Here is a 24,477-nt window from a genome sequence, read left to right on the forward strand (position 1 = left end):
CCGCGCCTACTCCGCGGCGATGGCGGCCGCGCGGTTCGCTTCGATGCGGGCCGTCAGGGCCGCATGCTGGTCCCACAGGGCCTTGGGCAGACGGTCGCCGAAGGTCTCGTAGAAGGCGGGGATCAGGGCGGCTTCCTCGGCCCAGACCTCGGCATCGACGTCCAGCAGGGTGGCCAGATCGGCGTCCGACAGGGTCAGGCCCGACAGATCCAGCGCCTCGACCGAAGGCACGCGGCCGACCGGGGTGTCCACGGCCTCGGCCTTGCCGTCCAGTCGCTCGGAAATCCACTTCAGGACGCGGGCGTTGTCGCCGAAGCCCGGCCAGATGAACTTCCCGTCCTCGTTCTTGCGGAACCAGTTGACGAAGTAGAGGCGCGGCAGCTTGGCCGCGTCCGTCTTGCCGCCCATGGCCAGCCAGTGGGCGAAGTAGTCGCCCATGTTGTAGCCGCAGAAGGGCAGCATCGCGAACGGGTCGCGGCGCAGCTCTCCGACCTTGTTCTCGGCGGCGGCGGTGCCTTCCGAGGCGACCGACGAGCCCATGAAGACGCCGTGCTCCCAGTCGAAGGCCTCCGTCACCAGCGGCACGGCCGAGGCGCGGCGGCCGCCGAACAGGATGGCGTCGATCGGCACGCCCTTGGGATCTTCCCACTCGGGCGCGATGGTCGGGCACTGGTAGGCGGGGGCGGCGAAGCGGGCGTTCGGGTGCGCCGCGGGCTCGCCCGAGGCCGGGTCGTGGACCGCGCCCTTCCAGTTGGTCAGGCCTTCCGGCGCTTCCTTGGACAGGCCCTCCCACCAGACGTCGCCGTCATCGGTCAGGCCGGTATTGGTGAAGACGGTGTTGGAGGCCAGGGTCGCCAGGGCGTTCTGGTTGGTGTTGCGGCTGGTGCCCGGCGCCACACCGAAGAAGCCCGCTTCCGGGTTCACAGCGTACAGGCGGCCGTCGTCGCCGAAGCGCATCCAGGCGATGTCGTCGCCGACCGTCTCGGCCTTCCAGCCGGGAATGGCGGGCTGGAGCATGGCCAGGTTGGTCTTGCCGCAGGCCGAGGGGAAGGCGGCGGCGATGTATTTGGCCTGCCCTTCCGGGTTGGTCAGCTTGAGGATCAGCATGTGCTCGGCCAGCCAGCCCTCATCGCGGGCCATGACCGAGGCGATGCGCAGGGCGTAGCATTTCTTGCCCAGAAGGGCGTTGCCGCCGTAGCCCGAGCCGTAGGACCAGATCTCGCGGGTCTCGGGATAGTGGACGATCCACTTGTCGTCATTGCAGGGCCACGGCACATCCGCCTGACCGTTGGCCAGCGGAGCGCCGAGGGTGTGGATGGCGGGCACGAAGACGCCGTCCTCGCCCAGCACGTCCAGCGCCGGCTGGCCCATGCGGGTCATGATGCCCATGGAGACGGCGACATAGCCGCTGTCGGTGATCTCGACACCCAGGGCGCTGATCTTCGAACCCAGCGGGCCCATCGAGAACGGCACGACATACATCGTCCGGCCGGCCATGCAGCCGTCGAACAGGCCGCTCATGCGAGCGCGCATCTCGACCGGATCGGCCCAGTTGTTGGTCGGGCCGGCGTCGATCTCATTGGCCGAGCAGATGAAGGTGCGGCTCTCGACGCGGGCGACGTCGCGGGGGTCCGAGGCGGCGTAGTAGCTGCCCGGGCGCTTGACCGGGTCCAGCGCCTTCAGCGTCCCCTTGTCGATCAGGTCGGCGACGATCGCGGCCTTCTCGGCTTCGGAGCCGTCGCACCAGTGGACGCGGGCGGGCTTGGTCAGGGCGGCGATCTGCTCCACCCAGGCGATGAGACCGGCATGGCGGGTCGGGGCCGGCAGAAGGCCGGGGATCGAGTGGGTCACGTGAGGTCTCCTGAACCGTCTGGCCCGGAGGTCTTGCCGCCCCCGTGACCGCTCCCTGATGCGTGTTTCATCACGCAATGTTTCAGCCGGAATGACACCGAACCCGGAGCGTCGTCAACCGGCGCAAGTTTCAACCTCGGCCGTGAACCGACCGCGATCGCCGTCGCACTTTCCGGTCGCGATCCGGGCCTCGCCGGGGTATCGGGCGGCATGCAGACCATGGACGCCCTGACCGCGACTCCCGAAGGCGGGCTGAACTCCCCCGCCTCGCTCCGCAACGCCGGGCCGATCCTGGAAGTGCTGAAGGCGCACATGCCCGCGCGCGGCCGGGTGCTGGAGATCGCGGGTGGCTCGGGCCAGCACTCCGTCGCCTTCGCCGGCGCCCTGCCCGGTCTGGACTGGACGCCCAGCGATCCGTCCGCCGAGGCCCGCGCCAGCATGACCGCCTGGGCCGGTCAGGCGAAACTGCCGAACCTGAACCCGCCGGTCGCGCTGGACATGTTGGACGAAGGCGGCTGGCCGACCGGGCCCTATGAGGCGATGGTCTGCATCAACATGATCCACATCAGCCCGTGGGCGGCGACCGAAGGCCTGATGCGGCTGGCGGGCCGGTCGCTGGTCCGTCCGGGCGGCCTGCTGGCGGTCTACGGCCCCTATCGCGAGGCGGAGATCGAACTGGCCCCGTCCAACGCCGACTTCGACGTCAGCCTCAAGAGCCGCAACCCCGACTGGGGCCTGCGCGACCGGGATGCGGTCGTGGCGGAGGCGAAGACGGCGGGTCTGGCCCTGACGCTCAGGGTCGAGATGCCGGCCAACAACATCATGCTCCTGTTCCGGGCGGTCTGAGATGGCGTGGACGAAGACCTATGACGGGGCCGAACCCGTCCGCATCAACAAATGGCTGGGCCAGTCGGGGGTCTGCTCGCGGCGCGAGGCCGACGCCCTGATCGCCGACGGGCTGGTGTCCATCGACGGCGAGGTGGTCCGCGACGCGGGCCGCAAGCTGGAGACCGGCCAGACCCTGACCCTGAGCGACGGCGCCACCGCCGAACTGGCGCAGGGCCAGACCCTGATCCTGCACAAGCCGGTCGGCTATGTCTCGGGCCAGCCCGAGCCGGGGAAGATCCCGGCGGTGCGGCTGATGACCATCGCCAACCGCATCGGCGACGCCGAGCCCCCGGGCCGCGCCTCCCTGCCCCCGATCGGGCGGCTGGACGAGGACTCCCGCGGCCTGCTGCTGTTGTCGTCAGACGGCGTGGTGGCCAAGGCGGTGATCGGGCCGGAGTCCGATCTGGACAAGGAGTATCTGGTCCGGGTGCGCGGTCAGGTGACCGAGGCCAAGCTGACCAAGCTGCGCCACGGACTGGAGCTGGACGGTCGCAGGCTGAAGCCCGCCCGGGTGACCGTGGTCGAGCCCCAGCTGCTGCGCTTCATCCTGAAGGAAGGCCGCAACCGCCAGATCCGCCGCATGGCCGATCTGGTCGAACTGCGCGTCATCGACCTGCACCGCATCCGCATCGGCCCCCTGCATCTCGGCGACCTGCCCGAAGGCAAGTGGCGCGCCCTGACGGCGGCCGAGCGCGAGGCGCTAATCAAGGGTGGTCAGGCCGGTTCGTAGGTCAGCAGGATGGCCTCGGCTCCGATCCGCTGATGGCTGACCAGATGCAGCGGCGGGCGAGGCCCGGCGAAATAGGGCGCGCCGCCGCCGGTGACATAGGGGTGCAGATAGATGCGGTACGCATCGATCAGGCCCATCTCGCCCAGGCTTTTGGCCAGCTTCGGCCCGCCGACCTCGATCTCGCCCTCGACCTCGGCCTTGAGTTTGCGAACCGCCGCCTCGACGTCGCCGGAGATCAGGGTGGTGTTGGGGCCGACGGACTTCAGCGACTGCGACACCACCCATTTGGGATGGGCGCGCCAGGCCGCGGCGAACTCCTGCTCGTCGGCGGTCCATTCGGGATGGTCGTCGTCCCAGTAGGCCATGATCTCATAGAGGCGGCGGCCGTACAGCCCGCCCGCCTGCCCCTTCACTTGATCGATGAAGTGTCGGAACAGGGTCGCGTCGGGCGCGAAGGCGTCGTGGTCGACATAGCCGTCCAGCGACTGGTTCATGCCGAAGACCAGACGGGCCATCTCAGGCGGCGCCGCCGGTCAGGGCCGGGTTCTTCGCCTCCGCCGCCCTGAACGGCTTCAGCTGGTCCTCCAGCGCGCGTTTGAAGGCGGGGCGCCCCTCACAGCGGGCGACATAGTCCGTCAGCGCCGGGAAGTCGGCGAGAATGTCGGTGTGGCGCAGGTCGCGCAGGACATGGGTCATCAGGATGTCGGCGGCGCTGAACCGGTCATTGGCGAACCAGCGGCGGTCGCCGAGCGCCGTCTGCAGATCGCCCAGCCGCTTGCGCAGGAAGGCCTCGACCTCCGGGCGGCGAGCCTTCGCCCAGTCCTTGTCGGCGTTGAACAGGTCGATGATGGCCAGCTCGGCGACATGGGGCTCGACGCTGTTCATGGCCGCGAACAGCCAGGTCAGGACCATGGCCCGGCCCGCGTCATCGGCAGGCATCAACTGGTCCGAGCTCTGGGCGATCCACAGGACGATGGCGCCGCTCTCGAACATCTCGACCCGGTCATCGCGATAGGCCGGCACCTGACCGAAGGGCTGCATCGCCCGGTACTCGGGCGTGGCCTGGTCCTCGAAGCCGATCAGCCGGTCGTCATAGCCCAGCCCCGCCTCCTCCAGCGCCCAGCGCACCCGGATGTCGCGCACCGAGCCCTGGGCGAAGGGCGGCACCCATTTGAAGGCGGTGACCTGGATCATGGGGGCGTTCCTTCCACGCGGGCCCGGCGCCGTCCGCGCCAGATTCATTGACGAATAGGTTGATATCAAACTATCCAGATCGGCATGTCAAACGTGCCCGAGCCCTTCGCCACCACCCTGCACATCCGGGATCACTGCCTGTGTCTGGCGACCCAGCAGGCGGCGCGGGCGCTGTCGCGGCGGTTTGACGAGGTGTTCCGGCCGCTGGGCCTGACCAGTGGCCAGTTCTCGCTGCTGAACAGCCTGAACCGCCCGGCCCCGCCGACCGTCGGTCAGGTGGCCGAGACCCTGGCCATGGATCGCTCGACCGTGACCGCCAACCTGAAGCCGCTGGAGCGATCAGGCGTGGTCATCAGCACCGTCGACCCGGACGATCGGCGGGGCCGTCGGGTGGCCCTGACCGCGGTCGGGCGGGATCTGCTGGCCAAGGCGACGCCGATCTGGGTCGAGACCCACCGGACGGTCGAGGCGGAGCTGGAGACCGGCGGCGGCGACCGGGTGCGGGGCGACCTGCGCCGCCTGCTGGGCCGCTGATCAGACCACCGCGCCGTCGTGGTCGTCCCGTCGGCGGAACAGGCCCCGGACGCGACGGCCGACGGTCATCAGGCGGCTGGAGCAACCGTCCTTGAGCCCCCGCGCCGGCAGCGGCGTCTCGCTGCGGCACAGGCACATGTAGCAGGTGAACGGTCGCCCGCTGTCCAGCTCGATACGGGTGCGCCAGTCGGCCTCGCAGCACTCGGGGCAACGCACGCGCACCGCCCCCTCCAGTCCTCGCATCCACATATCCGGCCTCGCCTGACGGGCATAGAAACCGCGATTACTCGCTATACGTGCATACTTCGTGCGCTGATTCCCGCGTCACGTCACCTCATCGAACGTCAGTGCATGACCGCCAGCATCCAGACCGCCATGGCGATCATCATCAGGTTCTCGGTCAGGGAGACGAAGCCCAGCGGGACATTGGTCGAGCCGCCGACGCAGGCGCATTTCAGATGGCGCTTGTCGACATAGACCGCCTTGAACACCGAGACCGCTCCGATCCCCCCGATGAACAGGGCCACGGGCGCCGACAGCCAGGTCAGCACGCCCGCCAGCATCAGCACCCCCGCTCCCAACTCGGCGAAGGGGTAGATGTAGCCGTACGGCGGCCATTTCTGCGCCAGCAGGTCGTAGTTGAGGAACATGGTCGAGAATTTCTCGACGTCCTGCAGCTTCAGCATGGCCAGCAGGCACATGGCGATGGAGATGAAGGCGGGCGGCAGGTTGGCCAGCACCGGCCCGTCCATCCACCAGACCACCACCAGCGCCAGCAGCAGGGCCACGGCGAACACCGCCAGCACGGGGACATAGCTGGTCGCGCCGGCCTCCGGGACCTTCTGGCCGAAGAAGCGGCGCAGGTCGTCGTAGCCGCCGATCCGCACACCGTCGATGAAGGTCTGGGGCGTGGTCTTCACGTCGTGTTCGGCCTTGAAGGCGTCGGTTCCGGCCCGCGTGGTCAGGTGGCGATCCTCGACCGCATAGCCCTTGCGCTTCAGCAGCCACACCGCTTTTCGCCCATAGGGACAGACATGGTCGGGCATGACCATGCGGTAGAGGATAGCGGTCTTTCGCGGCTCTGACATCGGGATCTCCGGCTTGTTCACAACGGCCCGCGCCCTATCTGGGGTCCGTACCATGGTACGGAGTCAAGGGATGCGCGATCTGACCATTTCAGGTCTCGCCCGCGAAGGCGGCGTGGGGGTGGAGACCATCCGCTACTACCAGCGGCGCGGCCTGCTGGAGACGCCGCGCGGCGATGGCGTGCGCCGGTACGGCGAAGAAGCGATGCGCCGCCTGCGCTTCATCCGCTCGGCCCAGACGGCGGGGTTCACCCTGGAGCAGATCAGCGAACTGCTGGCGCTGGACGCCGGGCAGGACCGGGCGCGGGCGCGTGAACTGGCGCAGGCGCGGCTGACGGAACTGGACGCGAAGATCGCGGAGCTGGAGGCCGCGCGGGCGTCCCTGCGCCGGCTGGCGAAGGCCTGCGGCGACGGTGGCGCAGGGCCCTGCCCGATCATCACGGCGTTCGAGGGCTAAGGGCGGCGGCCCCGATAGACGGTCGAAATACACCGTCTATGCCGTCTATCCCGTCTACGCCCGACCTGATTTTCAAAGACCCGAAAGCGGCATTCTAGCGGGCCGATGCGTCAGGATTGGACGTATGGCCTAACCCGTCTCCCCGCCGGAGCTCCGGTTCGCTAGGGTGGCGCCATGTCCGCCAGCTTCACCTGCGCCGTTTGCAATGAGCCGCACGAGGGATTTCCCGCCCTTGCGTTCGTGGCGCCCGATCCCTGGGACTGGGCCTCGGAGGCGGAACGCGCCGCGGACTGGTCTCTCGACAGCGACTTCGCCGAGTACCGCGAGACAGACTTCTATGTCCGGGGCGTGCTGGATATCCCGATCATCGGTCGGGACGACGTGCTGTCCTTCGGCGTCTGGTCGACGGTCAGCCGCGATAATTTCGCCCGTTGTCAGGACGCTTTCAACGACGAGGACCAGTCGAAGCTGGGGCCGATGTTCGGATGGTTCTCGAACAACATCCCCGGGTATCCGCAAACCCTGCTGCTGAAGTGCAACCTGCTGCCCCGCGATGGACGACTGCGCCCCCTGATCGAGCTGGAGCCGACGGATCACCCGCTGGCGGTCCAGCAGCGCGAAGGCGTCTCACTGGAAGCGGCGGCGGAGTATTTCCACGCCTACGGACTGGGAGATCGGGACTGAGCCCTCGATAATCGTCGTCAGGGACCGGTTCATGTTTCCCTGCAAGGCTCACCCCGCTCCGGGAGACCCGCCCATGTTCCTGACCATCCTGCGTTCGGTCGAAGAGCTGCTCTACGAGGTCATGTCGTGGCTGCTGTTCTATCCGCGGACGCTGTTCATGACGCTGCGCCATCCGCTGAAGACCATGCGCTATTCGGACAGCGAACAGCGCGACAAGCCCGAGAAGCAGTATCTGGAGACCCTGAGCCCGCCGATGTTCCTGGTGCTCAGCATCCTGCTGGCGCACGGGCTGGAGATGATGCTGGGGTTCGGGGTCGAGCAGCACCGGAACGGCATCGGCGAACTGGTCACCTCCAGCGACCAGAACCTGCTGATCTTCCGCGCCCTGATGTTCAGCCTGCACCCGCTGATCTTCGCCTGGGCCTGGCTGAAGCTGTCGGGCCGCAAGGTCGACCGCGACACCCTGCGCCCGCCCTTCTTCGCCCAGTGCTACCTGTCCGGCGCGACGTCCATTCTGGTCAGTCTGGGCAGCATGGCGGTGCGGGATCCGGCGGAATGGACGACGCTGGCGGGGGTGCTGGTGATCGTGATCAGCACGATCTGGTACATCGCCATCCAGCGCCGCTGGCTGATGTCGGTGGAGGGGATGGGCGGCTGGAAGGCCGGCCTGTGGGCCGTGGGGCTGTTCGTCCTGACCACCGGGGTGGTGGCGACGGTGAATGTGCTGGTGGAGTGAGGGCTTGCGGCCGATGGGCCGGCGGGCCACCGTGGCGCCATGATCCTCGCCCTGCTCGCCGTCGCCCTGTTCCCGCTGCCCGAAGCCGCACCGCAATCCGCGCCTCAGGCCGCGCCGCCCGCAATGACCCAGGCCGCACTGGATGTCTGGATCGAACAGACCCTCGAGCTTGACGGCTGGACCGTCCTCGCCGCCGACCAGGTGGCCGTGGCGCTGGGAGAAAGCGCTGGCGTCACCCGGGACGGCGACATTGTCACCGCCCTGATCCGGCACGAGTACTATGCGCCGCTCGAGATCGGCGGCTACCGGAGCAGTTCCAACCTGCAGCGGCGCGAACTGGATTGCGTGAACCTTCGCCACCGTACGCTGGAGATGACGCTCTACCGCGACAATAACCTGAAGGAGCAGTTGGCCAGCCGTCGTATGGACGACGCAGAATGGCAGGCGACCTCTCCGAACTCGGTCGCCCGGACGGTGATGGAACGGGCCTGCTCCGGAACCCGCCTGCAGTAGTCAGGGCAGATACGCCCCCACCCTCTTCTCCAGCAGGGCGACCAGTTCCGGCTGCATGAAGGCGTAGTCGTCGGGGATGTCGAGGCAGATCACCCGGGCATGCTTCAGGTGTTTTCCGAAGCGGCGCTGCAGCTTCGACCGGTGCGCCTTCTCCATGACGAAGATGATGTCGGCCCATTCGACCAGCTCGACCGAGCATTCCTCCTCCGCGTCCGGCGCCAGCCCGGCGGAGGCGGTCTCGACGCCGGGGCGACTGGCGAAGAGCTGCTCCGCCGTGGGTGAACGCAGGCGGTTGCGGGAGCAGAGGAAGAGGAGGTTTTTCAGGGCTGGCGCGCCTTCAGCCAGCTCCGGAAGACGGCGTCATCCTCCGGTTCGTAAGCTTGCTCATCAGACCGCGCGGCGCGCACGTTCGTCCCGCCCTCGGGCAGGGCGTCGGCGAAGGCGGTGCGAACAGCGGGGGTAATCAGGTTGCGTCCGGTCGGTAGGGCAGTTCCGGCATCGGCGGCCTGTGGCAGTTGGTCCGGTTCGGTCCGCAGACCATCATCGGGCTTTCCCACACGATACGAACCGCATCCGACGCATCGCATTTCACCCGATAGTTCGCGGTGGCGGCATCGACACAGATGGCGTTGGTGTCCGGGGTCGCCCACGCGAAGCGCCAGAGTGGCCCCTCTCCCGCGTCCTCAGCGATGAGAAGGCCGATGCAGGTGTTGGCGCCGACGGCGTCCAGACACTCAGCAGGCACCTCGGCCTTGTTGCGCAGCGCCGCCGCCGGGTCCGAATGGGACTCATCCGCGAAGCCCAGAGTCTCCGCCCCCGCCCCGGTGGACAGGAACGCCGCCATCACTGCGATGCCGAACAGGCCATACCTCATGCTTTCCCCCTCAACTCCCCAAGTGACCTGCGTAAAAGCGCTCTGTCGCGATGGCAAGCCGTGGGCCAAACCTACCCCCCAGCCAGCCTCTGCAGCTCCGCTACATGGGCCCTGAACGCCAGCTTTCCCGTCATGGAGAAGCTGATCCAGGTCCGTTGCCGCCCGTCCTGCGCCGCCTTGGTCAGCTTGATGTAGCCGGCCTCCTCCATCTGTTTCAGGTGTTTGGACAGGACCGAGTCCGAGACCTTGATGGCGTCGCGGATCATGGCGAACTCGGCCTCGTCGACGCGGGACAGGATGGCGCCGATCTGCAGGCGGCCCGGGGCGTGCAGGATCGGATCGAAGACAGGGACGTCGCTCATGCGTCCGTCTCCGCCAGCTCCCGGCGGTAGACGATCATCCAGACGCGGCTGCCGATGCCCATGATGATCCAGGCGAGGACGGCGTTGACCAACGGCAGCCACCAGGGACCGTCCCCGAGACTGGTCCACAGGCACGCCAGCATCAGCGGCAGGATCAGGGCGATCATGGCGAAGGAGACCCAGCGGGCCCTCTTCGGGCTGTAGCCGTTGACCCACCAGCCGTAATGGGCCTTCCAGGCGTTCATCGACCAGACCACGCCGAGAATGCCGAACACCACCGTCAGGGTGCTCCACGGCGGCGGCAGGCCCTGCCCGCCGACCATGATGGCGACCGGGATGCCCGAAATCAGGTCCCAGACCGGGTGATAGTCCAGCGATCGCCCCACCTCGCCGCGCGCGGCCTTGATGGCGGCGAGCGCTTCCTCGGGGGTTGGGTTCTCCGTCATGGCGACCTCCTCACTTTCCATGTTGGAAAGCTAGACGTCACTTTCCATGATGGCAAGTGACAATTTTCCAGATTGGAAAGTGAGGGGGCGCGTCACCCCTCCACCACCCTTCGGGTGGTCCCCCTCCCCGGCTTCGCCGGAGAGGTGAGGGTTCCCGTTCACCTCTCCACGCAGTGGGGAGGTGGCTCGGAGGCGAAGCCGGAGAGACGGAGGGGTTCGGTCAGCCCAGCGCCCGGAACCACCGGTCGAACAGCACAGCCTCGGCGCGGCGGGCGGCGGTGCGGGCGGCGTTTTCCTCGTCGACGCCCCAACGGGATTCCTGGAAGGCCTCGTCGAGGCGGGACAGGTCGAAGGCGGCCTCACCGGTGAGGGCGCCGCGCTGGACCGCCAGACCCAGCACGGCCGAACCCAGCAGGGGGACGGCCGCGGCCAGGCCGGTCAGGGCGAAGTCATCCAGTTCCAGCGCCAGTTCGCGCACGCGGGCGACGGCGGCAGGGTCCTGCGGCTTGTGGGTGATGCCCTCGGCGACCGCCAGCGGCACGCCCAGATCCCCGGCCCAGTCGCGCCACGGGCCCCATTCGCGGGCCTGCTGGGCGACCAGCGAGCCGGGCGCCTCGGCGGGATAGCAGAGCAGGTCGGTCCCGGCGTAGGCGGCGACCTCGTCGGCCACGGCCTCGCGCACCTGACTGACCCGGTCGATGGCGGTGGAGGCCAGACGGGTGGCGGGCATGGTCTCGGGCGCGATAAACTCGCCCTGCGCGGCCCATTCGTCGGCGACCAGACGCGCGGCGGCTTCGGTCGGCAGGGTCAGTTTCGCATGAGCCGGGGTCTTGGGCGCGCGGCCGTCGAGCAGGACGGTCCATTCACGCCCTTTGGCCCCCTCACCTTCCGCCACATCGACCGTCTTCCAGAAGCGTTTCAGCCGCTCTTCGGACTCGCGGAAGCCCTTCTTCGCGGCGACCATGGGATCAAGCGGGGGGATGTGGGACATCGGGTCTCTCAGGTCAGGCGGTGGCGCGGGCGAAGCCGTCCAGCACCACATTCAGCTCGCCGAAGCTCTTCGACACATGGCGGGCGCCGCCGGCGATCTGTTCCTCGGCCGTGTGGAAGCCCCAGCCGACGCCCAGCGGCAGGACACCGGCGTTGACGGCCATGGTCGCGTCATGGGCGGTGTCGCCGATCATGACGGTCGAGGCGGGCTCAGCCCCGCAGGCGGCCATGGCGGCGTGCAGCATGGCCGGGTCCGGCTTGCCGGGGCCATCCTCGGCGCAGTGCGAGGACAGGAAGATCTCGGCCCAGCCCTGACGGGCCAGATTGCGGGCCACGCCCCGGCGGTTCTGGCCGGTAGCCAGGGCCAGACGCCAGCCGTCGCGATGCAGGCGACGCAGGTGGTCCATGGCGCCGTCGTACAGCGGCTCCTCGTGCCCGGCCTCGTACATCCGGCGGAAGCTGGCCTGAAAACCGGCGACGAAGTCGGCCAGCTCGGCGTCGGTCAGCTGAGGCTCCAGCGTGTGCAGGGCCTTGTGCAGGCTCAGGCCCACGATCATGCGGACCCGGTCATACTCGGGTTCCGGCAGGCCCATGGCCCGCGCGGCGTCACAGGCCGCACGATGGATGGAAGCGCGGCTGTCCACCAGGGTGCCGTCGATATCGAAGACTGCGAGGGGACGGGTCATCGCTGGCGGCGGACTCCCTCGAACGGGTCCTCGCCGTCGGCCTCGTGCGGGTCGAAGCCGAAGTGGGCGAAGCCGGCCTTCATCTCGGGGCTCAGCGGCGCCTCGACGATCAGCTTGCCGCCCGCGGGGTGGTCCAGCTCGATGCGGCGGGCGTGCAGCTGCAGCTTCAGCGGGCCGGACAGTTCGCGGGACTTGTCGTCGCCATACTTGGGATCGCCGAGGATCGGGTGGCCGATGGCGGCCATGTGGGCGCGCAGCTGGTGGGTCCGGCCGGTGAAGGGGCGCAGGGCCATCCAGGCGGCGCGATGGGCGGCTCTGGAGATGGTGGTGAAGGCCGTTTCGGCCGGTTCGGCGCGCGGGTCCTTGCGCTCGGCCGGGCGCATCATCTCGAAGTCGTTGATGCCGGTCTTCTTCAGCGGCATGTCGATCTGGCCCGCCGAGGGCTTGGGATTGCCGATGACGATGGCCCAGTAGGTCTTCTTGGCCTGACGGCGGGCGAAGGCTCCGGCGAGGCGCTTGGCCGCCTCCGGTCCCTTGCCGAGCAGCAGCACGCCCGAGGTGTCGCGGTCGAGCCGGTGCACCAGACGCGGGCGCTCCATCCCCTCGCCCCAGGCGCCCAGCAGGCGGTCGACGTGGCGGCTGGTCTTGGTGCCGCCCTGCACGGCCAGACCGTGCGGCTTGTTCAGGGCGATGACCATGTCGTCCTCATAGAGAACGAGGGATTTGGCGAAGGCGATGTCCTTCTCGGACAGGGTGTGGGCGTCACCGGCCTGCCGCGAGGTGTCGTCCGGGATCGGCGGCACGCGCACGGCGGCGCCGGCGGTCAGGCGGCCTTCGGGCTTGATGCGGGCGCCGTCCACGCGGATCTGGCCGCTGCGGGCCATCTTCTGAACCTGAATGTTCGACAGGTGCGGCCAGCGGCGGCGGAACCAGCGGTCCAGCCGGATGCCGTCCTCGGCCTCGGCGACGTAGATCGTCTGGACCTCGCGCTTGGGGGCGTCTTTCGGCGCGTCGTCCGGCTCGCCGTCAGCGGGATTATAGGCTTCGTCAGTCAAATCGCGGCTCCGAAAGCGCGGCGGGCCAGGATCAGGCCGATAAACAGGGCGATGACCGAAGCGGCCACCGAAATCGCGACATAACCACCGGCCATGGCGAACTGACGGCGCTCGATCATCAGGACCGTCTCCAGCGAGAAGGCGCTGAAAGTGGTGAAGCCGCCCAGAACGCCGACAGCGGCGAACAGGCGGATCGTCTCGCCGTTCGTCCCGCCCTTGAAGGCCAGCCAGCCGGTCAGCACGCCCATCAGCAGCCCGCCGACCACATTGGCCGCCAGCGTCGGCCAGGGCCAGCCGCCGGTCACGGGCAGCAGTCGTCCCAGCCCGTAGCGGGCCATGGCGCCGAGCGCGCCCCCGGCTGCAACGATGAGAAAACGTGTCATGGTGCGGGCTTATAGCGCCGATTGCGGCATTGCGAAGGGAACCCGATGACAGGCCTGATCACCGGTACACTGGCGGCGTTGATCCTGATCGCACCGCAACAAGCACCCGCCACGCCAGAAACACCTTCGATCGAGCAACTCATCGCGCGCCTCTCGATTCCCTCCGCTGAGCGCGAGCGCGCCGTCTATGAGGATGTCCTGGTCCTCGCCCGAGGGGACAGTACGCAACAACCAACTTGCGGCGTCCTCGATTCAAAAGTCGCTGTTAAGGGGCGGCTTTCGTCAGGCGACACCACCTTTTTCTACGTCACCTGGTGTGCCGCTGGTCAGGCGATGCCACCGGTTTCGGGACGGTGCCGGTTCGAGGTGGTGCTGATGCAGGGGCTCGATGCATTTGTGTCCGGGGAACACGACATGCCAGCGGCGGACGCGCCTTTGCAAAGCAAGCTGGCCTACGTTGGCAAGCAGGTTGAACAGTTTGACTGCACGATCTCATCCAACAGCCCTGTGGTTGAGCCGCCTGAGATCTCTCGGTGGGACTTCTCCTCCTGACCGAAACTTCACTTGCCCCAAAGCAAGGTTAACGGCGATAGCTGAACGGCGGCGCTTCGCGTCGTGAGAGAACGTCGTCGGCCCGGCGGCGTGATCTGCCATAGTCGCGTTCATCGAGACTCAAGGGACCGCCGAAGCGCCATGTCGCACGACGATCACAACCACGCCCCCAACCCGAACGCGCATCCGCACAATGCGCCGGAGCCCGAGCCCTTCGGCGCCCTGAACGACGGGGGACACGGCGGCCATGGCCACGACCAGCGCCTGCAGGCCGCGCCGAACCCGCCGCCGCCGGGCGGTCAGGACAGCGTCGATCGCGCCGCGCCGCCGCCGACCTCGCAGGTCGAGGCCCCGGCGCTGCGCAGCGCCGACGGCATCCTGCGCCCGATTCAGGACAGCGAGTATTTCTCCTACGACCCGGCCTCGGTGGCCGCGGTGTCGAGCCATATCGACGAGTATTTCAACCAGCCGCTCGACATCTTTCCCTTCTGGGAGAGCGAGGGGAAGCCGGACCGCTTCCACGTCCTGTTCAGCCGTCAGATCGAGGAGCGTTTCCCGGTCGACAGCGACATCCGCAAGCTGATCCATGACTATGGCCGCCGCGTCTTCAAGGCGCTGATCGTGCACGTGACGGTCAAGCGCGGCAGCCAGCTGGCGGCGCTGGTCGCCTTCACCCTGCTGGCGACGCTGGGGCCGACCTGGTTCTCGACCTGGACCGGCTCGCCGCCGATGGGGCTGGGCCTGGCCTTCGCCGCCATGCTGGCGACGGTGGGGATCTTCTGGGCCGCGCAGGCGATCCTGTTCATCCAGTACCGCTTCCAGCTGGAGAACGACTCCTATGAGCTGTCGCGCGAGATCGTGACGCGGACGCGCGAACTGCAAAACCTGTTCACCAGCGCCCGCGCCATGGCCGATCAGGCCGAGACCCAGTACCAGATGGACGGCAAGGGCTGGGGCCGCCGCGCCCTGTATCTGACCCGCCTGACCATGTGGATCGGGGCGCGGATGGAGTACCTCGAAAAATACGTCCAGATGGAGCTGTGGCGCGTCCGGCGCGAGCGCTACTGGATGCGCTGGGCGCAGCGGATCATGACGCCGCTGGTCTTCGTGGTCTGGCTGGCCCTGTTCCTGCTGGAGCCCGCCCCCGCCGACGCCGGCGCCTTCCGCGCCCTGCAGGCCTTGGCCATCATCCTGGGCGCAGGCGTCAGCTGGCTGTCCTACTTCCGCTGGCGCACCCCGGTGGCCGCCGTTCAGGACAAGCTCGGCGTCGACGGCTGGGTCCGCTACGCCTCGCTGGACGTCGACAACGCCGTCGCCGATCAGGTCCGCCGCGACAAGGAGCGGCTGGTGGAATACCGGGCGCTGACGCGGGGAAGGTAGGTTCCAGGCTCTAGGGGTTCAGGTTCCAGGGACAGATGCAGGAAGGCCTGAGCCTCGTCCTCGGAACCGGTAACCTAGAACCTGCAACCTAAAGCCTAGAACCTCCCCAGCGCATCCCGCACGCCCCGCGCATCATAGGCTTCGGGCCGATCCGGCTTGGCGCCGCGGCCCATGACGACTTCAAGCGAGGTCGAGGTCGGGGACGGGCCGCTGAAGTTCAGGCCGACGCCCAGACCCACGCCGGAGCTGGAATAGCGGCCATAGGGGCTGGAGTAGCGACCGCCGCCATAGCTGACGCCGACGCTGGGCCGGACGCCGCCGGCGCTGTCGGGGCGGCCGTCGGTCCAGCGCTGGGTGACCTCGAACCAGTCATAGCCCTGCGAGGTGGTCAGCTCGGCCGCGCGCAGCAGGGCGTAGTCGGCCACCGGCCCGGGCGCGCCGACGCCGTTGTAGGTCACCCGATAGCGGTTGCTCTCGATTCGCTGCTCCGAATAGCCCTGCCCGTTCGGCCCGGCCTGGGCGCCATAGGGGGCGAGGCTGGCGCAGGCCGACAGGCCCAGACCGGCGGCGAGGATCACAGGCAGGACAAGACGTTTCATGACGGCGCTCCGTGTTCGGGAGAGTAACCGTAGCGGCGGACGGGGGTTCCGGCGAGTAGGCGTGGGAGGTGCCAGGTTCTAGGGGGCAGGTTCCAGGTGCACGGCTTCACGGCGAGTCCCGCACATGCCCTGAAACATGATCCCTGGAACCTAGAACCTTGCGCCTAGAACCTCACAACCCCGCCGCCGCCTTCAGCGCCAGAAAATCCTCGGGCAGAGGGGCCTCGACGGTGACGTAGCCGCCGGACGGATGCGGGAAGACCAGCCTGGAGGCATGCAGCATCAGGCGCGGCGCGGCCCTGCCCGCGAACGTCAGGGCGCCGCCATAGCGGACGTCGCCGGCCATTGGCCTGCCGATGGAGGCCATGTGGACGCGCAGCTGATGCATGCGACCGGTGGCGGGGTCCAGCTCGACCAGAGCCCCCTCCTCCGACGCCGACAGGGTGCGATAGCGGCTCAGGGCGGCCTGGGCGCCCGGCGTGTCGGCGGTCACGGCGCGGGTATAGCTCTCGCGCCCGATCTCCTGCCGCATCAGCGGAGTGTCGATGGTCCCGGCGCGGGGCTCGGGCGCCGCCGACAGCAGGGCCTGATAGGTCTTCCTGAACCGCCGCGCCTGCATCGCCTTGCCGAGGAAGCCCGCGGCGGGCTTGGTCCGGGCGGCGATGATGACGCCGGAGGTGTCGCGGTCCAGCCGGTGCACCAGCTCGGGCCGCTTGCCGTTCGAGCGCATGAAGGCCCACAGCAGGTCGTCCAGCGTATGCGCCTGTATCCGCCCGCCCTGACTGGACAGGCCCGACGGCTTGTTGAAGGCCAGAACGTGCTCGTCCTCGTGGATCACCCACGCGCGGACGGCGGCGATTTCTTCGGGCGTCAGGGATACGGGCGCGCGTTTGGTCATGGTCAGGCCTGCGGCTGTCCGGGGCGACGCCCGAAACGCGCGATCAGGATCGTGACAATGCCGGTGGCGACGCCGGCGAGTGGTCCGATGAACCATGTCGCAGCGACTTGGCGAAGACCACTCCACGAATACGCGCCGCCATGGCGAACATAGAGCGTGGTCGCCCAGCGCGTGTTCAGATCCACCGCCAGAAACATCAGCACGAGAGCCAGCAGTCCGGCCAACAAGGCGTGCTTGCGTCCCAGACGGACGCAGATCAGGACGATAGCGATCGCATACGCGAGCCAGGCCAGCATCTCCGCGGCTCGCCCCGCTTCACTACTGACACGGAAGCCCGCCAAGGCCTGCCAGGCCAGCGCCACCCCGACCAGAACGGCGGGAACGACGAAGGCGGACCAACGGCTTCGGCCCTCGGCAGCCTCGCTCACGACGCGGCCCTGGGCGCAAAGCGGATGCGCTCGGCGCGGACCAGCAGGCCGCTGATGATCCCGACGATCAGCCCGGCGAACGGCGCCGCGAACAGGGTGGCCAGCAGGATGCGGTGGGCGGCGATGACGTCGCCCCCGGCCTCGGTCTCGAGGAAGACGGACAGGCGGGCGTTCAGATGCACCGCCCAGCACATCAGGATGAAGCCCAGCCCCGCGCCCATCAGCGGCCGTCCCCGCGCCTGCGGCGCGACCATCAGGATGATGGCGGCGCCATACAGGACCAGCGCCACGATCTCGACCATCGGCGCCGAGGCCGGGTTGAGGCTGTAGCCCAGCAGCCACTGGATCAGCACGCCCGCCCCGATCAGGCAGGCGGCGGCGAGGATCAGGGTGCGACGGGGAGCGACGATCTGCATGGCCGACCGCTTAGCACGATCCGCCGCCAACCCTAGCCGTCACTTCAGCGCAGCACGCCCTTCTTCGCCATGCTCCAGGCGTACCAGAGCAGGGCCGCGGCGATCAGCAGGATGACGAACGGCATCCAGACCATAACCTCCATGCCCGGCGAGGGCGGCGGCGGCGGGCTGATGAATTTGCCGTAGATCAGGCTGACCAGCGCGCCGAGGAACGACAGGGCGAAGGCGTGGACCGCCCATTTGCGGCGCACCAGCAGCAGGATCGAACCGATCACCGCGCCCCAGACGCCGAGCACCCACGGCCCGTACATCCACGTCGGCATGGCGTTGAAATAGTCGATCATCGGCTGATCGAACCCGACCTCGCGCATATAGGTCTCGCCGCGCGTGGTGGTCTGGATGAAGTCCCATCCCCCGTAGGCATTCCACAGCAGCGACAGAACCCCCACCACCCACAGGTGCCAGGGTGTGCGGACGGTCATCGTGTTGGTATCGTTCATGGTCCCCTCCCAAGGTCATGTGACGCGGTGAAGCTAGGCTGAGCCGGCGCCGGGAACAATGAACAGCGTTCAGCCTGCCCCCCAGCTATCGTCATCCCGACGAAAGTCGGGACCCAGCGGCGGCGGCATAGCCGAAGTCCGCCCAGACCCATTTGGACGTGCGGTACTGGCTCTGGAGCTCCTTGAACGCCTCACTGGCCGCACTGAAATCCGGTGTCTCGCTATAGAGACCTTCCCGTATCGCACCGAGCCCGGCGAAGTAGGCGTCGCTGTCGGTATGCCACGGTGTCGTCGCCGCGACCGCCAGCAGCCCGGCGCCGATCAGCATCAGCACCCCCGCAATGATAAACAGCCCCCCGCGTCCCATCAGCCGCCCTGCTTCCGCGCCCTGAGCTCGGCCCAGCGTTCCAGCCGCTCCTTGACCTTGGCTTCGTGCCCCTCGCCTTTCGGCTTGTAGAAGGTGCGGCGCTCCATGCCTTCGGGGAAGAAGTTGGCGCCCGAGAAGCCGTCCTCTGCGTCGGGGTCGTACTGATAGCCCTCACCGTAGCCGAGCTGTTTCATCAGCTTGGTCGGGGCGTTGCGGATATGGGCGGGCGGCATCAGGGAGCCGGTCTCGGCCGCCGCGCGCTTGGCCGCCTTGTAGGCCTCGTACACCCCGACCGACTTGGGCGCGGTGGCCAGATGGACCACCGCCTGGGCCAACGCCAGCTCGCCCTCGGGGCTGCCGAGGAAGTCGTAGGTGTCCTTGGCGGCGTTGGCGACGAGGATCGAAAGCGGGTCGGCCTGACCAATGTCCTCGACCGCCATCCGCACGATCCGGCGCGCCAGATAGAGCGGGTCCTCGCCCCCGTTCAGCATCCGCGCCAGCCAGTAGAGGGCCGCGTCGGGGTCCGAGCCGCGAACCGATTTATGCAGCGCGGATATGAGGTTGTAGTGCTCTTCTCGACTCTTGTCGTAAGCAGGCGCGCGCTTCTGGAGGATGCCGGCCAGCGCCTGCACATCGAGCGGCTCGACGCCCTGAAGGTCGAACAGGACCTCCGACATGGTCAGCAGGTAACGCCCGTCCCCGTCGGCCAGGGCCAGCAGGGCGTGACGGGATTCCGGGGTCAGGGGCAGCGGCTTGCCCTCCATCGCCTCGGCCCGGATCAACAGTTGATCCAGCGCCGCATCGTCCAGCCGCTTCAGCACATAGACCTGCGAGCGCGACAGCAGGGCCCCGTTCAGCTCGAACGAAGGGTTCTCGGTCGTGGCCCCGACGAGGGTGACGATCCCCTCCTCCACGAAGGGCAGGAAGCCGTCCTGCTGGGCGCGGTTGAAGCGGTGAATCTCATCGACGAACAGCAGGGTGCTCTGACCGGCGGCCCGGCGCATCCGCGCCTGCTCGAACGCCTTCTTCAGATCGGCCACGCCCGAGAAGACGGCGCTGATCTGCTGGTACTGATAGCCCGCCGCCTTCGCCAGCAACCGGGCGATGGTGGTCTTTCCGGTGCCGGGCGGCCCCCACAGGATCATCGAGCCCAGACGACCCGCCTCGATCATCCGCCGGATCGGTCCGCCCTCGCCCAGCAGATGGTCCTGCCCGACCACATCCTCGAGCGTCTGCGGCCGCAGACGGTCGGCCAGCGGGGCGTCGGGGGGATGGATGCCGGAGGCTTCGAAAAGATCGCTCATGTGCGCCCAGAGATAGGCGTAACCGCCCCGTATTTCACGCGTTAGTGTGTGCAGGATTCGAGGAGAATGAGATGGCCGAACCGCATCAGGTCCCGCCCGGCGGGGTCATCCCCTATCTGACCATCCCCTCGCGGGGCGGACAGGCCGCCGTGGAGTTCTATCGGGCCGCCTTCGGCGCCGAGGAGCTGTTCCGGAATTCGGCGGAGGACGGCGAGCGGCTGATGCACAGCCGCCTGCTCATCAATGGCGGCCTGGTCTTCCTGTCCGACGAGTTTCCGGAGTACGGCCACCCGACGGACATCGTCCCCACAGGGGTGGTCATGCATCTGCAGGTCGATGACGCGGACGAGTGGTGGAACCGCGCCATCATCGCCGGCTGCGTGCCGGTCACGCCTCTGGCCGACCAGTTCTGGGGCGATCGCTACGGCCGCATGAGCGATCCGTTCGGCCACACCTGGTCGATCGGATCCCCCAGCCGCAAGTGACGCCCTAGCGGACGACCAGGATCCCGCGCTGCCCGCGCCGCTCGACCGTCAGGCGGGCGCCGCGGGGCACATTGGTCAGCTGGCTCACCGCCGTCACCGGACGATCATTGAGGGCCACCAGAACGTCGCCGGACATCAGGCCCACGCCACGGCGCGCATAGCCGCGACCGTCGATGCCGCCGATGATGACGCCGCTCAGGAACGGATCGCCGCCCAGCCGGTCCGCCAGCGCCGGGTTCAGCACCAGCACCTGGGCGCCGGACAGGCCGCCCTGCTGGATCACCGTCGCCTTCTCCACGTCCGGATCGCCCGGCAGGGGAGAGACGCGGGCGTTCAGCGTCTGGCGACGGCCGTCGCGCAGCAGGGTCACCTCGACCGCCTCGTTCGGGTCATGCAGGCCGACGCGGAAATTCAGCCCGCCCTGATCATTGACCTCGGCGCCGTCGATGGCGGTGATCAGGTCGCCCTCGCGGATGCCGGCGCGCTCGCCGGGGCCATTGTTCCAGACCTGGGTGACGATGACGCCCTGCGGCCGTTCGAGACCGAGGCTGCGGGCGATATCGGCGCTGATGGTCTCGCCCTTCACGCCCAGCCAGGGTCGCACGACCGTGCTGGCGCCGCCGACGGCGTTGTCCACCACACGCCGCACCATCGTCGCCGGAATGGCGAAGCCGACGCCTGACGAGGTGCCCGAGCGCGAAAAGATGGCCGAGTTGATGCCGATCAGGTCGCCGTCCATGTCGACCAGCGCCCCGCCGGAGTTGCCCGGGTTGATGGCCGCGTCGGTCTGGATGAAGGAGCCGCTGTCGGAAATGTTGGTCTCGGTCCGGTTCAGGGCCGAGATGATGCCGTTGGTCACCGTCTGGCCGACGCCGAACGGATTGCCGATGGCCAGCACCAGATCGCCGACCTGCTGCTCCTCGCGGTCGTCGATGTTCAGCACCGGCAGACGCTCGTTGACGCCCTCCAGCTGAAGCACGGCCAGATCGGAGCGCTCGTCGCCCAGCACCACGCGGGCGTTGAATTCCCGGCGGTCGTTCAGCACGACGCGGATTTGCTGCATGCCGTTGACGACGTGATAGTTGGTCACCACCACCCCGTTCTCGCGCACGATCACGCCCGAGCCGACCGAGCCGGTCTGGCGCTCCGCCGGGGCGCCGAACATCCGGAAGAAGGGGTCGTTGGGCTGCACGCCCCGGGCCGAGATATTGACCACGGCGGGGGCGGCGGTGCGCACCACGGGCGCGAAGCTGGACTTCATCGCCATCGCGTCGCCGGGCACGACCCGGTTGTCCGCGAAGACGCCGTCCTGGGCCTTTGAGTTTCCGGGTTGCCCGCAGGCGGCGAGGGTCAGGGCGAGTGCGATCGCGAGAGGGGCAGTCTTCATCATCGTCCGTAAAGCAAAGGCAGGAGAGACGTTCCCATTACGGCTACGTCTTTCGGGCCGGATCAAGGCGGCGAAGTTACGCGCCCGCGGCCTCTTCACGCCCCGCCTCTTCACGATTGGCCTGCCGACCGACGCGCCAGCCGATCACCGCCGCCAGCAGCAACACGACCGCCGCCAGATAGAAGGCCAGCCCGGGATCATAGAGCCCGCCGACCAGCAGGCGCGACAAGGGCCCCTGCCCCGCCCAGCTTTCGATCCAGCGCGCGACGCTGCTGAAGTTTCCGCCGGTGGAGTGGGTGTAGATCCAGCCGAAGAACAGCGGCGACAGCACCCCGGCGATGGCCCCGACGCTGTTGTTGGCACCCTGCAGCTGGCCCTGCTCGTCCTCGCCCACGCGGCGGGTCATCAGGGCCTGGATGGTCGGCATGGCCAGGCCCCACAGGGCGTTGGGCAGCATGGCGGTGATGAAGGCCCAGCCGGTCGGCGCCCAGCCCATCAGACTGATCCCGACAGTGCCGCCGATCAGGCCGACGACCAGCGTCCTGCGCTCGCCCAGCTTCTTCGAGACAGGGCCGACCAGCAGCCCCTGCACGATCATGTCCAGCACGCCGACCAGCGCCAGCAGCAGGCCGACCTGCCACGGCCCCCAGCCGTAGCGCAGGCCCGCATAGAGCACGAAGACCGCCGAAAAGACGTGGTGCGAGAAGTAGAGCAGGAAGTTCACGACCGCGAGGCCGGTCAGTTCGGCGTGACGCTTCAGCAGGATCAGGGCGCCGATCGGGTTGGCCCGCTTCCAGCTGAACGGCATCCGCTTCTCCGGCGCCAGGCTCTCGGGCAGGACGAACAGGCCGTACAGGAAGGCCACGCCCGACAGGACGGCGGCGAACCAGAAGGGCGCGCGCGGGCCCAGCTCGCCGAGGAAGCCACCCAGCACCGGGCCCAGCACGAAGCCCAGCGAGAAGGCCGCGCCGATCAGCCCGTAGGCCCGCGCCCGTTTCTCCGGCGCGGTGATGTCGGCCATGTAGGCGAAGACCGTGGTGAAGCTGGAGGAGGTCAGGCCCGCGATGATCCGCCCGGCGGCCAGCCACCAGAGGTTCGGCGCCACCGCCATCAGCACATAGTCCAGCGCCAGCCCGGCGCAGCTGATCAGGATGACCGGACGCCGGCCGAACTTGTCCGACAGCGACCCGATGATGGGCGAGCAGAGGAACTGCATCCCCGCCCACAGGGCCACGAAGACGCCGTTGATCCATCCCGCCTCGGCGTTCGAGCCGACGAACTCCTCGATCAGATGCGGCAGCACGGGGATGATGATCCCCATGGCGATGATGTCCAGCACCGCCGTCACCAGGATGAAGGCGATGGCCGCGCGGCGGACTTTCAGATCGGACAGGGCGTTCATCGGCGGGCTTTCAGGCGGACGCGCCTTCTAGCCCGCCGTACGTCAGCGCGCCATCGCCGGAAGAGTGTGCTCGGCGCGGCCGTCGCCCGGAAGGGCTTCCACCCCCAGCAGGCGGGCCAGCAGCGGGTTCACATCGACGCTGTCCATGTTCGCCAGCCGGCCGCCCTGCACGAAGGACGGGCCGCGGGCGATGAACAGGGCGCGCATCTCGGGCGCTTCATTGTCGTAGCCGTGGGCGCCGCCGCGGATGCGGGCCGGATCGGTGCGGTCGCGCGTGCCGATGGTCCAGCCGGTCTCGACCAGACAGACGATGGCCGGAACGCGCGGATGGGTTCCGTAGGCCAGACGCGCCGGCACCTCGCCCTTGCGCCAGCATTCCATGTGCGGCTTCACGCCCAGCAGGGCGGCTTCCACCTCGGCCTCGCGGCCCGGGACGGGGTCCAGGGTCACGACCGCGCCCGCCGCCGTCACCCGGATCGCCGTCGGATCGACCAGATCGTCAAGGAAGGCGACCCGCTCGCTCGACAGGGCCGCCATGCCGTGGTCGGCGACGATGACCAGATCGGCCTCGATCCCCCGCGCCTCCAGTCCGGTCAGCAGGGCCGCGACCGCACCGTCCACCTCGGCGGCGGCGGCCCTGGCCTCGGCGGAGTCCGGGCCGTGGCGGTGTCCCATGGTGTCGACGACGTCGAAGTAGAGGGTGGTCAGATGCGGCCGCTCCTCGACCGGCAGGGTCATCCAGCCCAGCACCATGTTCACCCGCGACATCGAGGGCACCGACTGCTCGAACGGCAGCCAGTAGGTCGGGCGCACGCCGTGCACGGGCGCTTCCGAACCGGGCCAGAACAGGGTGGCGCTGCGCAGCCCCGCCTTCTGGGCGGTCACCCAGATCGGCTCGCCGGCGTCGTACCAGACCCGATCCATCACCTCGGTGCGGTTCGACAGGGCGAAGGTGCGGCCCGGCAGGTCCGGATCGGTCATCCGGTTATAGACCAGCCCGTGATGGTCCGGATGCAGGCCGGTCGCCAGGGTGTAGAAATTGGGGAAGGTCACGCTGGGCCAGGACGGCTTCATCCCGCCCTCGGCCTGCACGCCCTCCTGCGCCAGACGGTACAGGGTCGGGGTGTTGGTCGGATCCAGATAGTCCGCGCGGAATCCGTCGACGCCGATCAGGATGACCGGCCGGGCCGGCGTTGCGTTCGCCTCCCGGGCCGCCACGGGGGCCACGGCCAGCGCCGAGACGGCGGCGACGGTCAGGAACAGGGCGCGAAGGAACATGGCGAACTCCGTA

Annotated in this window: 33 protein-coding genes; 10 read left to right on the forward strand and 23 right to left on the reverse strand. The window is 68.4% G+C overall.

Annotated elements, in window-relative coordinates; all coding sequences use genetic code 11:
• Positions 1-6: 6 nt before the first annotated feature.
• The gene (locus ACFQQC_RS17875; protein WP_376863900.1) at positions 7-1,851 is read right to left on the reverse strand and encodes a phosphoenolpyruvate carboxykinase (GTP); all 1,845 of its coding nucleotides are present in this window, start codon (positions 1,849-1,851) and stop codon (positions 7-9) included.
• A 210-nt stretch (positions 1,852-2,061) separates the two neighbouring features.
• Here ACFQQC_RS17875 and ACFQQC_RS17880 point away from each other — a divergent pair, with 210 nt between their 5' ends.
• Positions 2,062-2,697, forward strand: coding sequence for a DUF938 domain-containing protein (locus ACFQQC_RS17880; RefSeq protein WP_376863901.1), 636 nt, complete (start codon positions 2,062-2,064; stop codon positions 2,695-2,697).
• Between the two features lies 1 nt (position 2,698).
• Positions 2,699-3,469, forward strand: coding sequence for a pseudouridine synthase (locus tag ACFQQC_RS17885; RefSeq protein ID WP_376863902.1), 771 nt, complete (start codon positions 2,699-2,701; stop codon positions 3,467-3,469).
• Here ACFQQC_RS17885 and ACFQQC_RS17890 read toward each other — a convergent pair.
• Both ACFQQC_RS17890 and ACFQQC_RS17895 read right to left on the reverse strand, forming a co-directional pair.
• Positions 3,454-3,984 (reverse strand): dihydrofolate reductase family protein, encoded by a 531-nt coding sequence (locus tag ACFQQC_RS17890; protein WP_376863903.1) that lies wholly within the window; start codon positions 3,982-3,984, stop codon positions 3,454-3,456. The two genes, ACFQQC_RS17885 and ACFQQC_RS17890, sit on opposite strands and share 16 nt — an antisense overlap.
• Position 3,985: 1 nt before the next feature.
• Positions 3,986-4,663: a glutathione S-transferase family protein gene (locus ACFQQC_RS17895; RefSeq protein ID WP_376863904.1), complete on the reverse strand. Its 678-nt coding sequence runs from the start codon at positions 4,661-4,663 to the stop codon at positions 3,986-3,988.
• 84 nt (positions 4,664-4,747) lie between these two features.
• On the opposite strand from ACFQQC_RS17895, the gene ACFQQC_RS17900 reads away from it, so the two are divergent.
• Positions 4,748-5,197 carry a MarR family winged helix-turn-helix transcriptional regulator gene (locus tag ACFQQC_RS17900; protein ID WP_376863905.1) on the forward strand — a complete coding sequence of 150 codons (450 nt, stop codon included), beginning with the start codon at positions 4,748-4,750 and terminating at the stop codon, positions 5,195-5,197.
• Here ACFQQC_RS17900 and ACFQQC_RS17905 read toward each other — a convergent pair whose 3' ends face one another.
• Together ACFQQC_RS17905 and ACFQQC_RS17910 are read right to left on the reverse strand one after the other, a co-directional pair.
• On the reverse strand, positions 5,198-5,440 hold the full coding sequence (locus ACFQQC_RS17905; protein WP_376863906.1) for a hypothetical protein: 243 nt from the start codon (positions 5,438-5,440) through the stop codon (positions 5,198-5,200). It abuts the gene before it with no gap.
• Between the two features lie 101 nt (positions 5,441-5,541).
• Complete coding sequence (locus ACFQQC_RS17910) at positions 5,542-6,285, reverse strand: MauE/DoxX family redox-associated membrane protein (protein ID WP_376863907.1); 744 nt, start codon at positions 6,283-6,285, stop codon at positions 5,542-5,544.
• A gap of 70 nt (positions 6,286-6,355) precedes the next feature.
• On the opposite strand from ACFQQC_RS17910, the gene ACFQQC_RS17915 reads away from it, so the two are divergent.
• The 4 genes from ACFQQC_RS17915 (at position 6,356) to ACFQQC_RS17930 (ending at position 8,672) form a co-directional block, all read left to right on the forward strand.
• Positions 6,356-6,739 (forward strand): MerR family transcriptional regulator, encoded by a 384-nt coding sequence (locus ACFQQC_RS17915; RefSeq protein WP_376863908.1) that lies wholly within the window; start codon positions 6,356-6,358, stop codon positions 6,737-6,739.
• Positions 6,740-6,913: 174 nt separating this feature from the next.
• Positions 6,914-7,423: a DUF2199 domain-containing protein gene (locus tag ACFQQC_RS17920; protein ID WP_376863909.1), complete on the forward strand. Its 510-nt coding sequence runs from the start codon at positions 6,914-6,916 to the stop codon at positions 7,421-7,423.
• Positions 7,424-7,496: 73 nt separating this feature from the next.
• Entirely contained in the window at positions 7,497-8,159 is a 663-nt protein-coding gene (locus tag ACFQQC_RS17925; RefSeq protein WP_376863910.1) for a hypothetical protein, read from the forward strand.
• A gap of 39 nt (positions 8,160-8,198) precedes the next feature.
• The gene (locus tag ACFQQC_RS17930; RefSeq protein ID WP_376863911.1) at positions 8,199-8,672 is read left to right on the forward strand and encodes a surface-adhesin E family protein; all 474 of its coding nucleotides are present in this window, start codon (positions 8,199-8,201) and stop codon (positions 8,670-8,672) included.
• On the opposite strand, the gene ACFQQC_RS17935 is transcribed toward ACFQQC_RS17930, so the two are convergent.
• From ACFQQC_RS17935 to crcB, 8 genes are all read right to left on the reverse strand, one after another.
• On the reverse strand, positions 8,673-8,828 hold the full coding sequence (locus ACFQQC_RS17935; protein ID WP_376863912.1) for a hypothetical protein: 156 nt from the start codon (positions 8,826-8,828) through the stop codon (positions 8,673-8,675).
• A 307-nt stretch (positions 8,829-9,135) separates the two neighbouring features.
• The gene (locus tag ACFQQC_RS17940) at positions 9,136-9,546 is read right to left on the reverse strand and encodes a hypothetical protein (protein ID WP_376863913.1); all 411 of its coding nucleotides are present in this window, start codon (positions 9,544-9,546) and stop codon (positions 9,136-9,138) included.
• A 71-nt stretch (positions 9,547-9,617) separates the two neighbouring features.
• The gene (locus ACFQQC_RS17945) at positions 9,618-9,908 is read right to left on the reverse strand and encodes a transcriptional regulator (protein WP_376863914.1); all 291 of its coding nucleotides are present in this window, start codon (positions 9,906-9,908) and stop codon (positions 9,618-9,620) included.
• The gene (locus tag ACFQQC_RS17950; RefSeq protein WP_376863915.1) at positions 9,905-10,354 is read right to left on the reverse strand and encodes a hypothetical protein; all 450 of its coding nucleotides are present in this window, start codon (positions 10,352-10,354) and stop codon (positions 9,905-9,907) included. The genes ACFQQC_RS17945 and ACFQQC_RS17950 overlap by 4 nt, the downstream gene beginning before the upstream one ends.
• Positions 10,355-10,574: 220 nt before the next feature.
• Positions 10,575-11,345 (reverse strand): ATP12 family chaperone protein, encoded by a 771-nt coding sequence (locus ACFQQC_RS17955; RefSeq protein ID WP_376863916.1) that lies wholly within the window; start codon positions 11,343-11,345, stop codon positions 10,575-10,577.
• Between the two features lie 13 nt (positions 11,346-11,358).
• A complete protein-coding gene (locus ACFQQC_RS17960) occupies positions 11,359-12,030 on the reverse strand; it encodes an HAD-IA family hydrolase (RefSeq protein WP_376863917.1) in 672 nt (223 codons plus the stop codon).
• The gene (locus tag ACFQQC_RS17965) at positions 12,027-13,004 is read right to left on the reverse strand and encodes an RluA family pseudouridine synthase (protein WP_376863964.1); all 978 of its coding nucleotides are present in this window, start codon (positions 13,002-13,004) and stop codon (positions 12,027-12,029) included. Before ACFQQC_RS17965 ends, ACFQQC_RS17960 begins: the two co-directional genes overlap by 4 nt.
• 77 nt (positions 13,005-13,081) lie before the next feature.
• Positions 13,082-13,468 carry a fluoride efflux transporter CrcB gene (crcB, locus tag ACFQQC_RS17970; protein WP_376863918.1) on the reverse strand — a complete coding sequence of 129 codons (387 nt, stop codon included), beginning with the start codon at positions 13,466-13,468 and terminating at the stop codon, positions 13,082-13,084.
• A 45-nt stretch (positions 13,469-13,513) separates the two neighbouring features.
• On the opposite strand from crcB, the gene ACFQQC_RS17975 reads away from it, so the two are divergent.
• Together ACFQQC_RS17975 and ACFQQC_RS17980 are read left to right on the forward strand one after the other, a co-directional pair.
• Positions 13,514-14,020, forward strand: a complete 507-nt coding sequence (locus ACFQQC_RS17975; RefSeq protein ID WP_376863919.1) for a hypothetical protein — start codon at positions 13,514-13,516, stop codon at positions 14,018-14,020.
• 141 nt (positions 14,021-14,161) lie between these two features.
• On the forward strand, positions 14,162-15,400 hold the full coding sequence (locus tag ACFQQC_RS17980; RefSeq protein WP_376863920.1) for a hypothetical protein: 1,239 nt from the start codon (positions 14,162-14,164) through the stop codon (positions 15,398-15,400).
• A 95-nt stretch (positions 15,401-15,495) separates the two neighbouring features.
• On the opposite strand, the gene ACFQQC_RS17985 is transcribed toward ACFQQC_RS17980, so the two are convergent.
• The 7 genes from ACFQQC_RS17985 to ACFQQC_RS18015 form a co-directional block, all read right to left on the reverse strand.
• Positions 15,496-15,999, reverse strand: coding sequence for a hypothetical protein (locus ACFQQC_RS17985; protein WP_376863921.1), 504 nt, complete (start codon positions 15,997-15,999; stop codon positions 15,496-15,498).
• 172 nt (positions 16,000-16,171) lie between these two features.
• The gene (locus tag ACFQQC_RS17990; RefSeq protein WP_376863923.1) at positions 16,172-16,897 is read right to left on the reverse strand and encodes an RluA family pseudouridine synthase; all 726 of its coding nucleotides are present in this window, start codon (positions 16,895-16,897) and stop codon (positions 16,172-16,174) included.
• A gap of 2 nt (positions 16,898-16,899) precedes the next feature.
• Entirely contained in the window at positions 16,900-17,325 is a 426-nt protein-coding gene (locus ACFQQC_RS17995) for a hypothetical protein (RefSeq protein ID WP_376863924.1), read from the reverse strand.
• Complete coding sequence (locus ACFQQC_RS18000) at positions 17,322-17,741, reverse strand: hypothetical protein (RefSeq protein WP_376863925.1); 420 nt, start codon at positions 17,739-17,741, stop codon at positions 17,322-17,324. Before ACFQQC_RS18000 ends, ACFQQC_RS17995 begins: the two co-directional genes overlap by 4 nt.
• Before the next feature lie 44 nt (positions 17,742-17,785).
• The gene (locus ACFQQC_RS18005; RefSeq protein ID WP_376863926.1) at positions 17,786-18,241 is read right to left on the reverse strand and encodes a hypothetical protein; all 456 of its coding nucleotides are present in this window, start codon (positions 18,239-18,241) and stop codon (positions 17,786-17,788) included.
• A 91-nt stretch (positions 18,242-18,332) separates the two neighbouring features.
• Complete coding sequence (locus tag ACFQQC_RS18010) at positions 18,333-18,569, reverse strand: hypothetical protein (protein ID WP_376863927.1); 237 nt, start codon at positions 18,567-18,569, stop codon at positions 18,333-18,335.
• Positions 18,570-18,607: 38 nt separating this feature from the next.
• Positions 18,608-19,912, reverse strand: coding sequence for a replication-associated recombination protein A (locus ACFQQC_RS18015; protein WP_376863928.1), 1,305 nt, complete (start codon positions 19,910-19,912; stop codon positions 18,608-18,610).
• A 71-nt stretch (positions 19,913-19,983) separates the two neighbouring features.
• On the opposite strand from ACFQQC_RS18015, the gene ACFQQC_RS18020 reads away from it, so the two are divergent.
• A complete protein-coding gene (locus ACFQQC_RS18020) occupies positions 19,984-20,397 on the forward strand; it encodes a VOC family protein (protein WP_376863929.1) in 414 nt (137 codons plus the stop codon).
• Between the two features lie 4 nt (positions 20,398-20,401).
• On the opposite strand, the gene ACFQQC_RS18025 is transcribed toward ACFQQC_RS18020, so the two are convergent.
• From ACFQQC_RS18025 to ACFQQC_RS18035, 3 genes are all read right to left on the reverse strand, one after another.
• Positions 20,402-21,784 (reverse strand): trypsin-like peptidase domain-containing protein, encoded by a 1,383-nt coding sequence (locus ACFQQC_RS18025; RefSeq protein ID WP_376863930.1) that lies wholly within the window; start codon positions 21,782-21,784, stop codon positions 20,402-20,404.
• A gap of 76 nt (positions 21,785-21,860) precedes the next feature.
• Positions 21,861-23,186: a TCR/Tet family MFS transporter gene (locus ACFQQC_RS18030; RefSeq protein ID WP_376863931.1), complete on the reverse strand. Its 1,326-nt coding sequence runs from the start codon at positions 23,184-23,186 to the stop codon at positions 21,861-21,863.
• A gap of 42 nt (positions 23,187-23,228) precedes the next feature.
• A complete protein-coding gene (locus ACFQQC_RS18035; RefSeq protein WP_376863932.1) occupies positions 23,229-24,464 on the reverse strand; it encodes an ectonucleotide pyrophosphatase/phosphodiesterase in 1,236 nt (411 codons plus the stop codon).
• Between the last annotated feature and the right edge of the window lie 13 nt (positions 24,465-24,477).

It is taken from the genome of Brevundimonas sp. GCM10030266, assembly GCF_042666595.1.
Classification (GTDB): Bacteria; Pseudomonadota; Alphaproteobacteria; order Caulobacterales; family Caulobacteraceae; genus Brevundimonas.

What these genes read in the sequence shown, in the direction of transcription:
- ACFQQC_RS17880 (WP_376863901.1), top strand. Translation starts at nt 2,062, where the DNA reads ATGCAGACCATGGACGCCCTGACCGCGACTCCCGAAGGCGGGCTGAAC.
- ACFQQC_RS17885 (WP_376863902.1), top strand. Translation starts at nt 2,699, where the DNA reads ATGGCGTGGACGAAGACCTATGACGGGGCCGAACCCGTCCGCATCAAC.
- ACFQQC_RS17890 (WP_376863903.1), bottom strand. Translation starts at nt 3,984, where the DNA reads ATGGCCCGTCTGGTCTTCGGCATGAACCAGTCGCTGGACGGCTATGTC.
- ACFQQC_RS17895 (WP_376863904.1), bottom strand. Translation starts at nt 4,663, where the DNA reads ATGATCCAGGTCACCGCCTTCAAATGGGTGCCGCCCTTCGCCCAGGGC.
- ACFQQC_RS17900 (WP_376863905.1), top strand. Translation starts at nt 4,748, where the DNA reads ATGTCAAACGTGCCCGAGCCCTTCGCCACCACCCTGCACATCCGGGAT.
- ACFQQC_RS17905 (WP_376863906.1), bottom strand. Translation starts at nt 5,440, where the DNA reads ATGCGAGGACTGGAGGGGGCGGTGCGCGTGCGTTGCCCCGAGTGCTGC.
- ACFQQC_RS17910 (WP_376863907.1), bottom strand. Translation starts at nt 6,285, where the DNA reads ATGTCAGAGCCGCGAAAGACCGCTATCCTCTACCGCATGGTCATGCCC.
- ACFQQC_RS17915 (WP_376863908.1), top strand. Translation starts at nt 6,356, where the DNA reads ATGCGCGATCTGACCATTTCAGGTCTCGCCCGCGAAGGCGGCGTGGGG.
- ACFQQC_RS17920 (WP_376863909.1), top strand. Translation starts at nt 6,914, where the DNA reads ATGTCCGCCAGCTTCACCTGCGCCGTTTGCAATGAGCCGCACGAGGGA.
- ACFQQC_RS17925 (WP_376863910.1), top strand. Translation starts at nt 7,497, where the DNA reads ATGTTCCTGACCATCCTGCGTTCGGTCGAAGAGCTGCTCTACGAGGTC.
- ACFQQC_RS17930 (WP_376863911.1), top strand. Translation starts at nt 8,199, where the DNA reads ATGATCCTCGCCCTGCTCGCCGTCGCCCTGTTCCCGCTGCCCGAAGCC.
- ACFQQC_RS17935 (WP_376863912.1), bottom strand. Translation starts at nt 8,828, where the DNA reads ATGGAGAAGGCGCACCGGTCGAAGCTGCAGCGCCGCTTCGGAAAACAC.
- ACFQQC_RS17940 (WP_376863913.1), bottom strand. Translation starts at nt 9,546, where the DNA reads ATGAGGTATGGCCTGTTCGGCATCGCAGTGATGGCGGCGTTCCTGTCC.
- ACFQQC_RS17945 (WP_376863914.1), bottom strand. Translation starts at nt 9,908, where the DNA reads ATGAGCGACGTCCCTGTCTTCGATCCGATCCTGCACGCCCCGGGCCGC.
- ACFQQC_RS17950 (WP_376863915.1), bottom strand. Translation starts at nt 10,354, where the DNA reads ATGACGGAGAACCCAACCCCCGAGGAAGCGCTCGCCGCCATCAAGGCC.
- ACFQQC_RS17955 (WP_376863916.1), bottom strand. Translation starts at nt 11,345, where the DNA reads ATGTCCCACATCCCCCCGCTTGATCCCATGGTCGCCGCGAAGAAGGGC.
- ACFQQC_RS17960 (WP_376863917.1), bottom strand. Translation starts at nt 12,030, where the DNA reads ATGACCCGTCCCCTCGCAGTCTTCGATATCGACGGCACCCTGGTGGAC.
- crcB (WP_376863918.1), bottom strand. Translation starts at nt 13,468, where the DNA reads ATGACACGTTTTCTCATCGTTGCAGCCGGGGGCGCGCTCGGCGCCATG.
- ACFQQC_RS17975 (WP_376863919.1), top strand. Translation starts at nt 13,514, where the DNA reads ATGACAGGCCTGATCACCGGTACACTGGCGGCGTTGATCCTGATCGCA.
- ACFQQC_RS17980 (WP_376863920.1), top strand. Translation starts at nt 14,162, where the DNA reads ATGTCGCACGACGATCACAACCACGCCCCCAACCCGAACGCGCATCCG.
- ACFQQC_RS17985 (WP_376863921.1), bottom strand. Translation starts at nt 15,999, where the DNA reads ATGAAACGTCTTGTCCTGCCTGTGATCCTCGCCGCCGGTCTGGGCCTG.
- ACFQQC_RS17990 (WP_376863923.1), bottom strand. Translation starts at nt 16,897, where the DNA reads ATGACCAAACGCGCGCCCGTATCCCTGACGCCCGAAGAAATCGCCGCC.
- ACFQQC_RS18000 (WP_376863925.1), bottom strand. Translation starts at nt 17,741, where the DNA reads ATGCAGATCGTCGCTCCCCGTCGCACCCTGATCCTCGCCGCCGCCTGC.
- ACFQQC_RS18005 (WP_376863926.1), bottom strand. Translation starts at nt 18,241, where the DNA reads ATGAACGATACCAACACGATGACCGTCCGCACACCCTGGCACCTGTGG.
- ACFQQC_RS18010 (WP_376863927.1), bottom strand. Translation starts at nt 18,569, where the DNA reads ATGCTGATCGGCGCCGGGCTGCTGGCGGTCGCGGCGACGACACCGTGG.
- ACFQQC_RS18015 (WP_376863928.1), bottom strand. Translation starts at nt 19,912, where the DNA reads ATGAGCGATCTTTTCGAAGCCTCCGGCATCCATCCCCCCGACGCCCCG.
- ACFQQC_RS18020 (WP_376863929.1), top strand. Translation starts at nt 19,984, where the DNA reads ATGGCCGAACCGCATCAGGTCCCGCCCGGCGGGGTCATCCCCTATCTG.
- ACFQQC_RS18025 (WP_376863930.1), bottom strand. Translation starts at nt 21,784, where the DNA reads ATGAAGACTGCCCCTCTCGCGATCGCACTCGCCCTGACCCTCGCCGCC.
- ACFQQC_RS18030 (WP_376863931.1), bottom strand. Translation starts at nt 23,186, where the DNA reads ATGAACGCCCTGTCCGATCTGAAAGTCCGCCGCGCGGCCATCGCCTTC.
- ACFQQC_RS18035 (WP_376863932.1), bottom strand. Translation starts at nt 24,464, where the DNA reads ATGTTCCTTCGCGCCCTGTTCCTGACCGTCGCCGCCGTCTCGGCGCTG.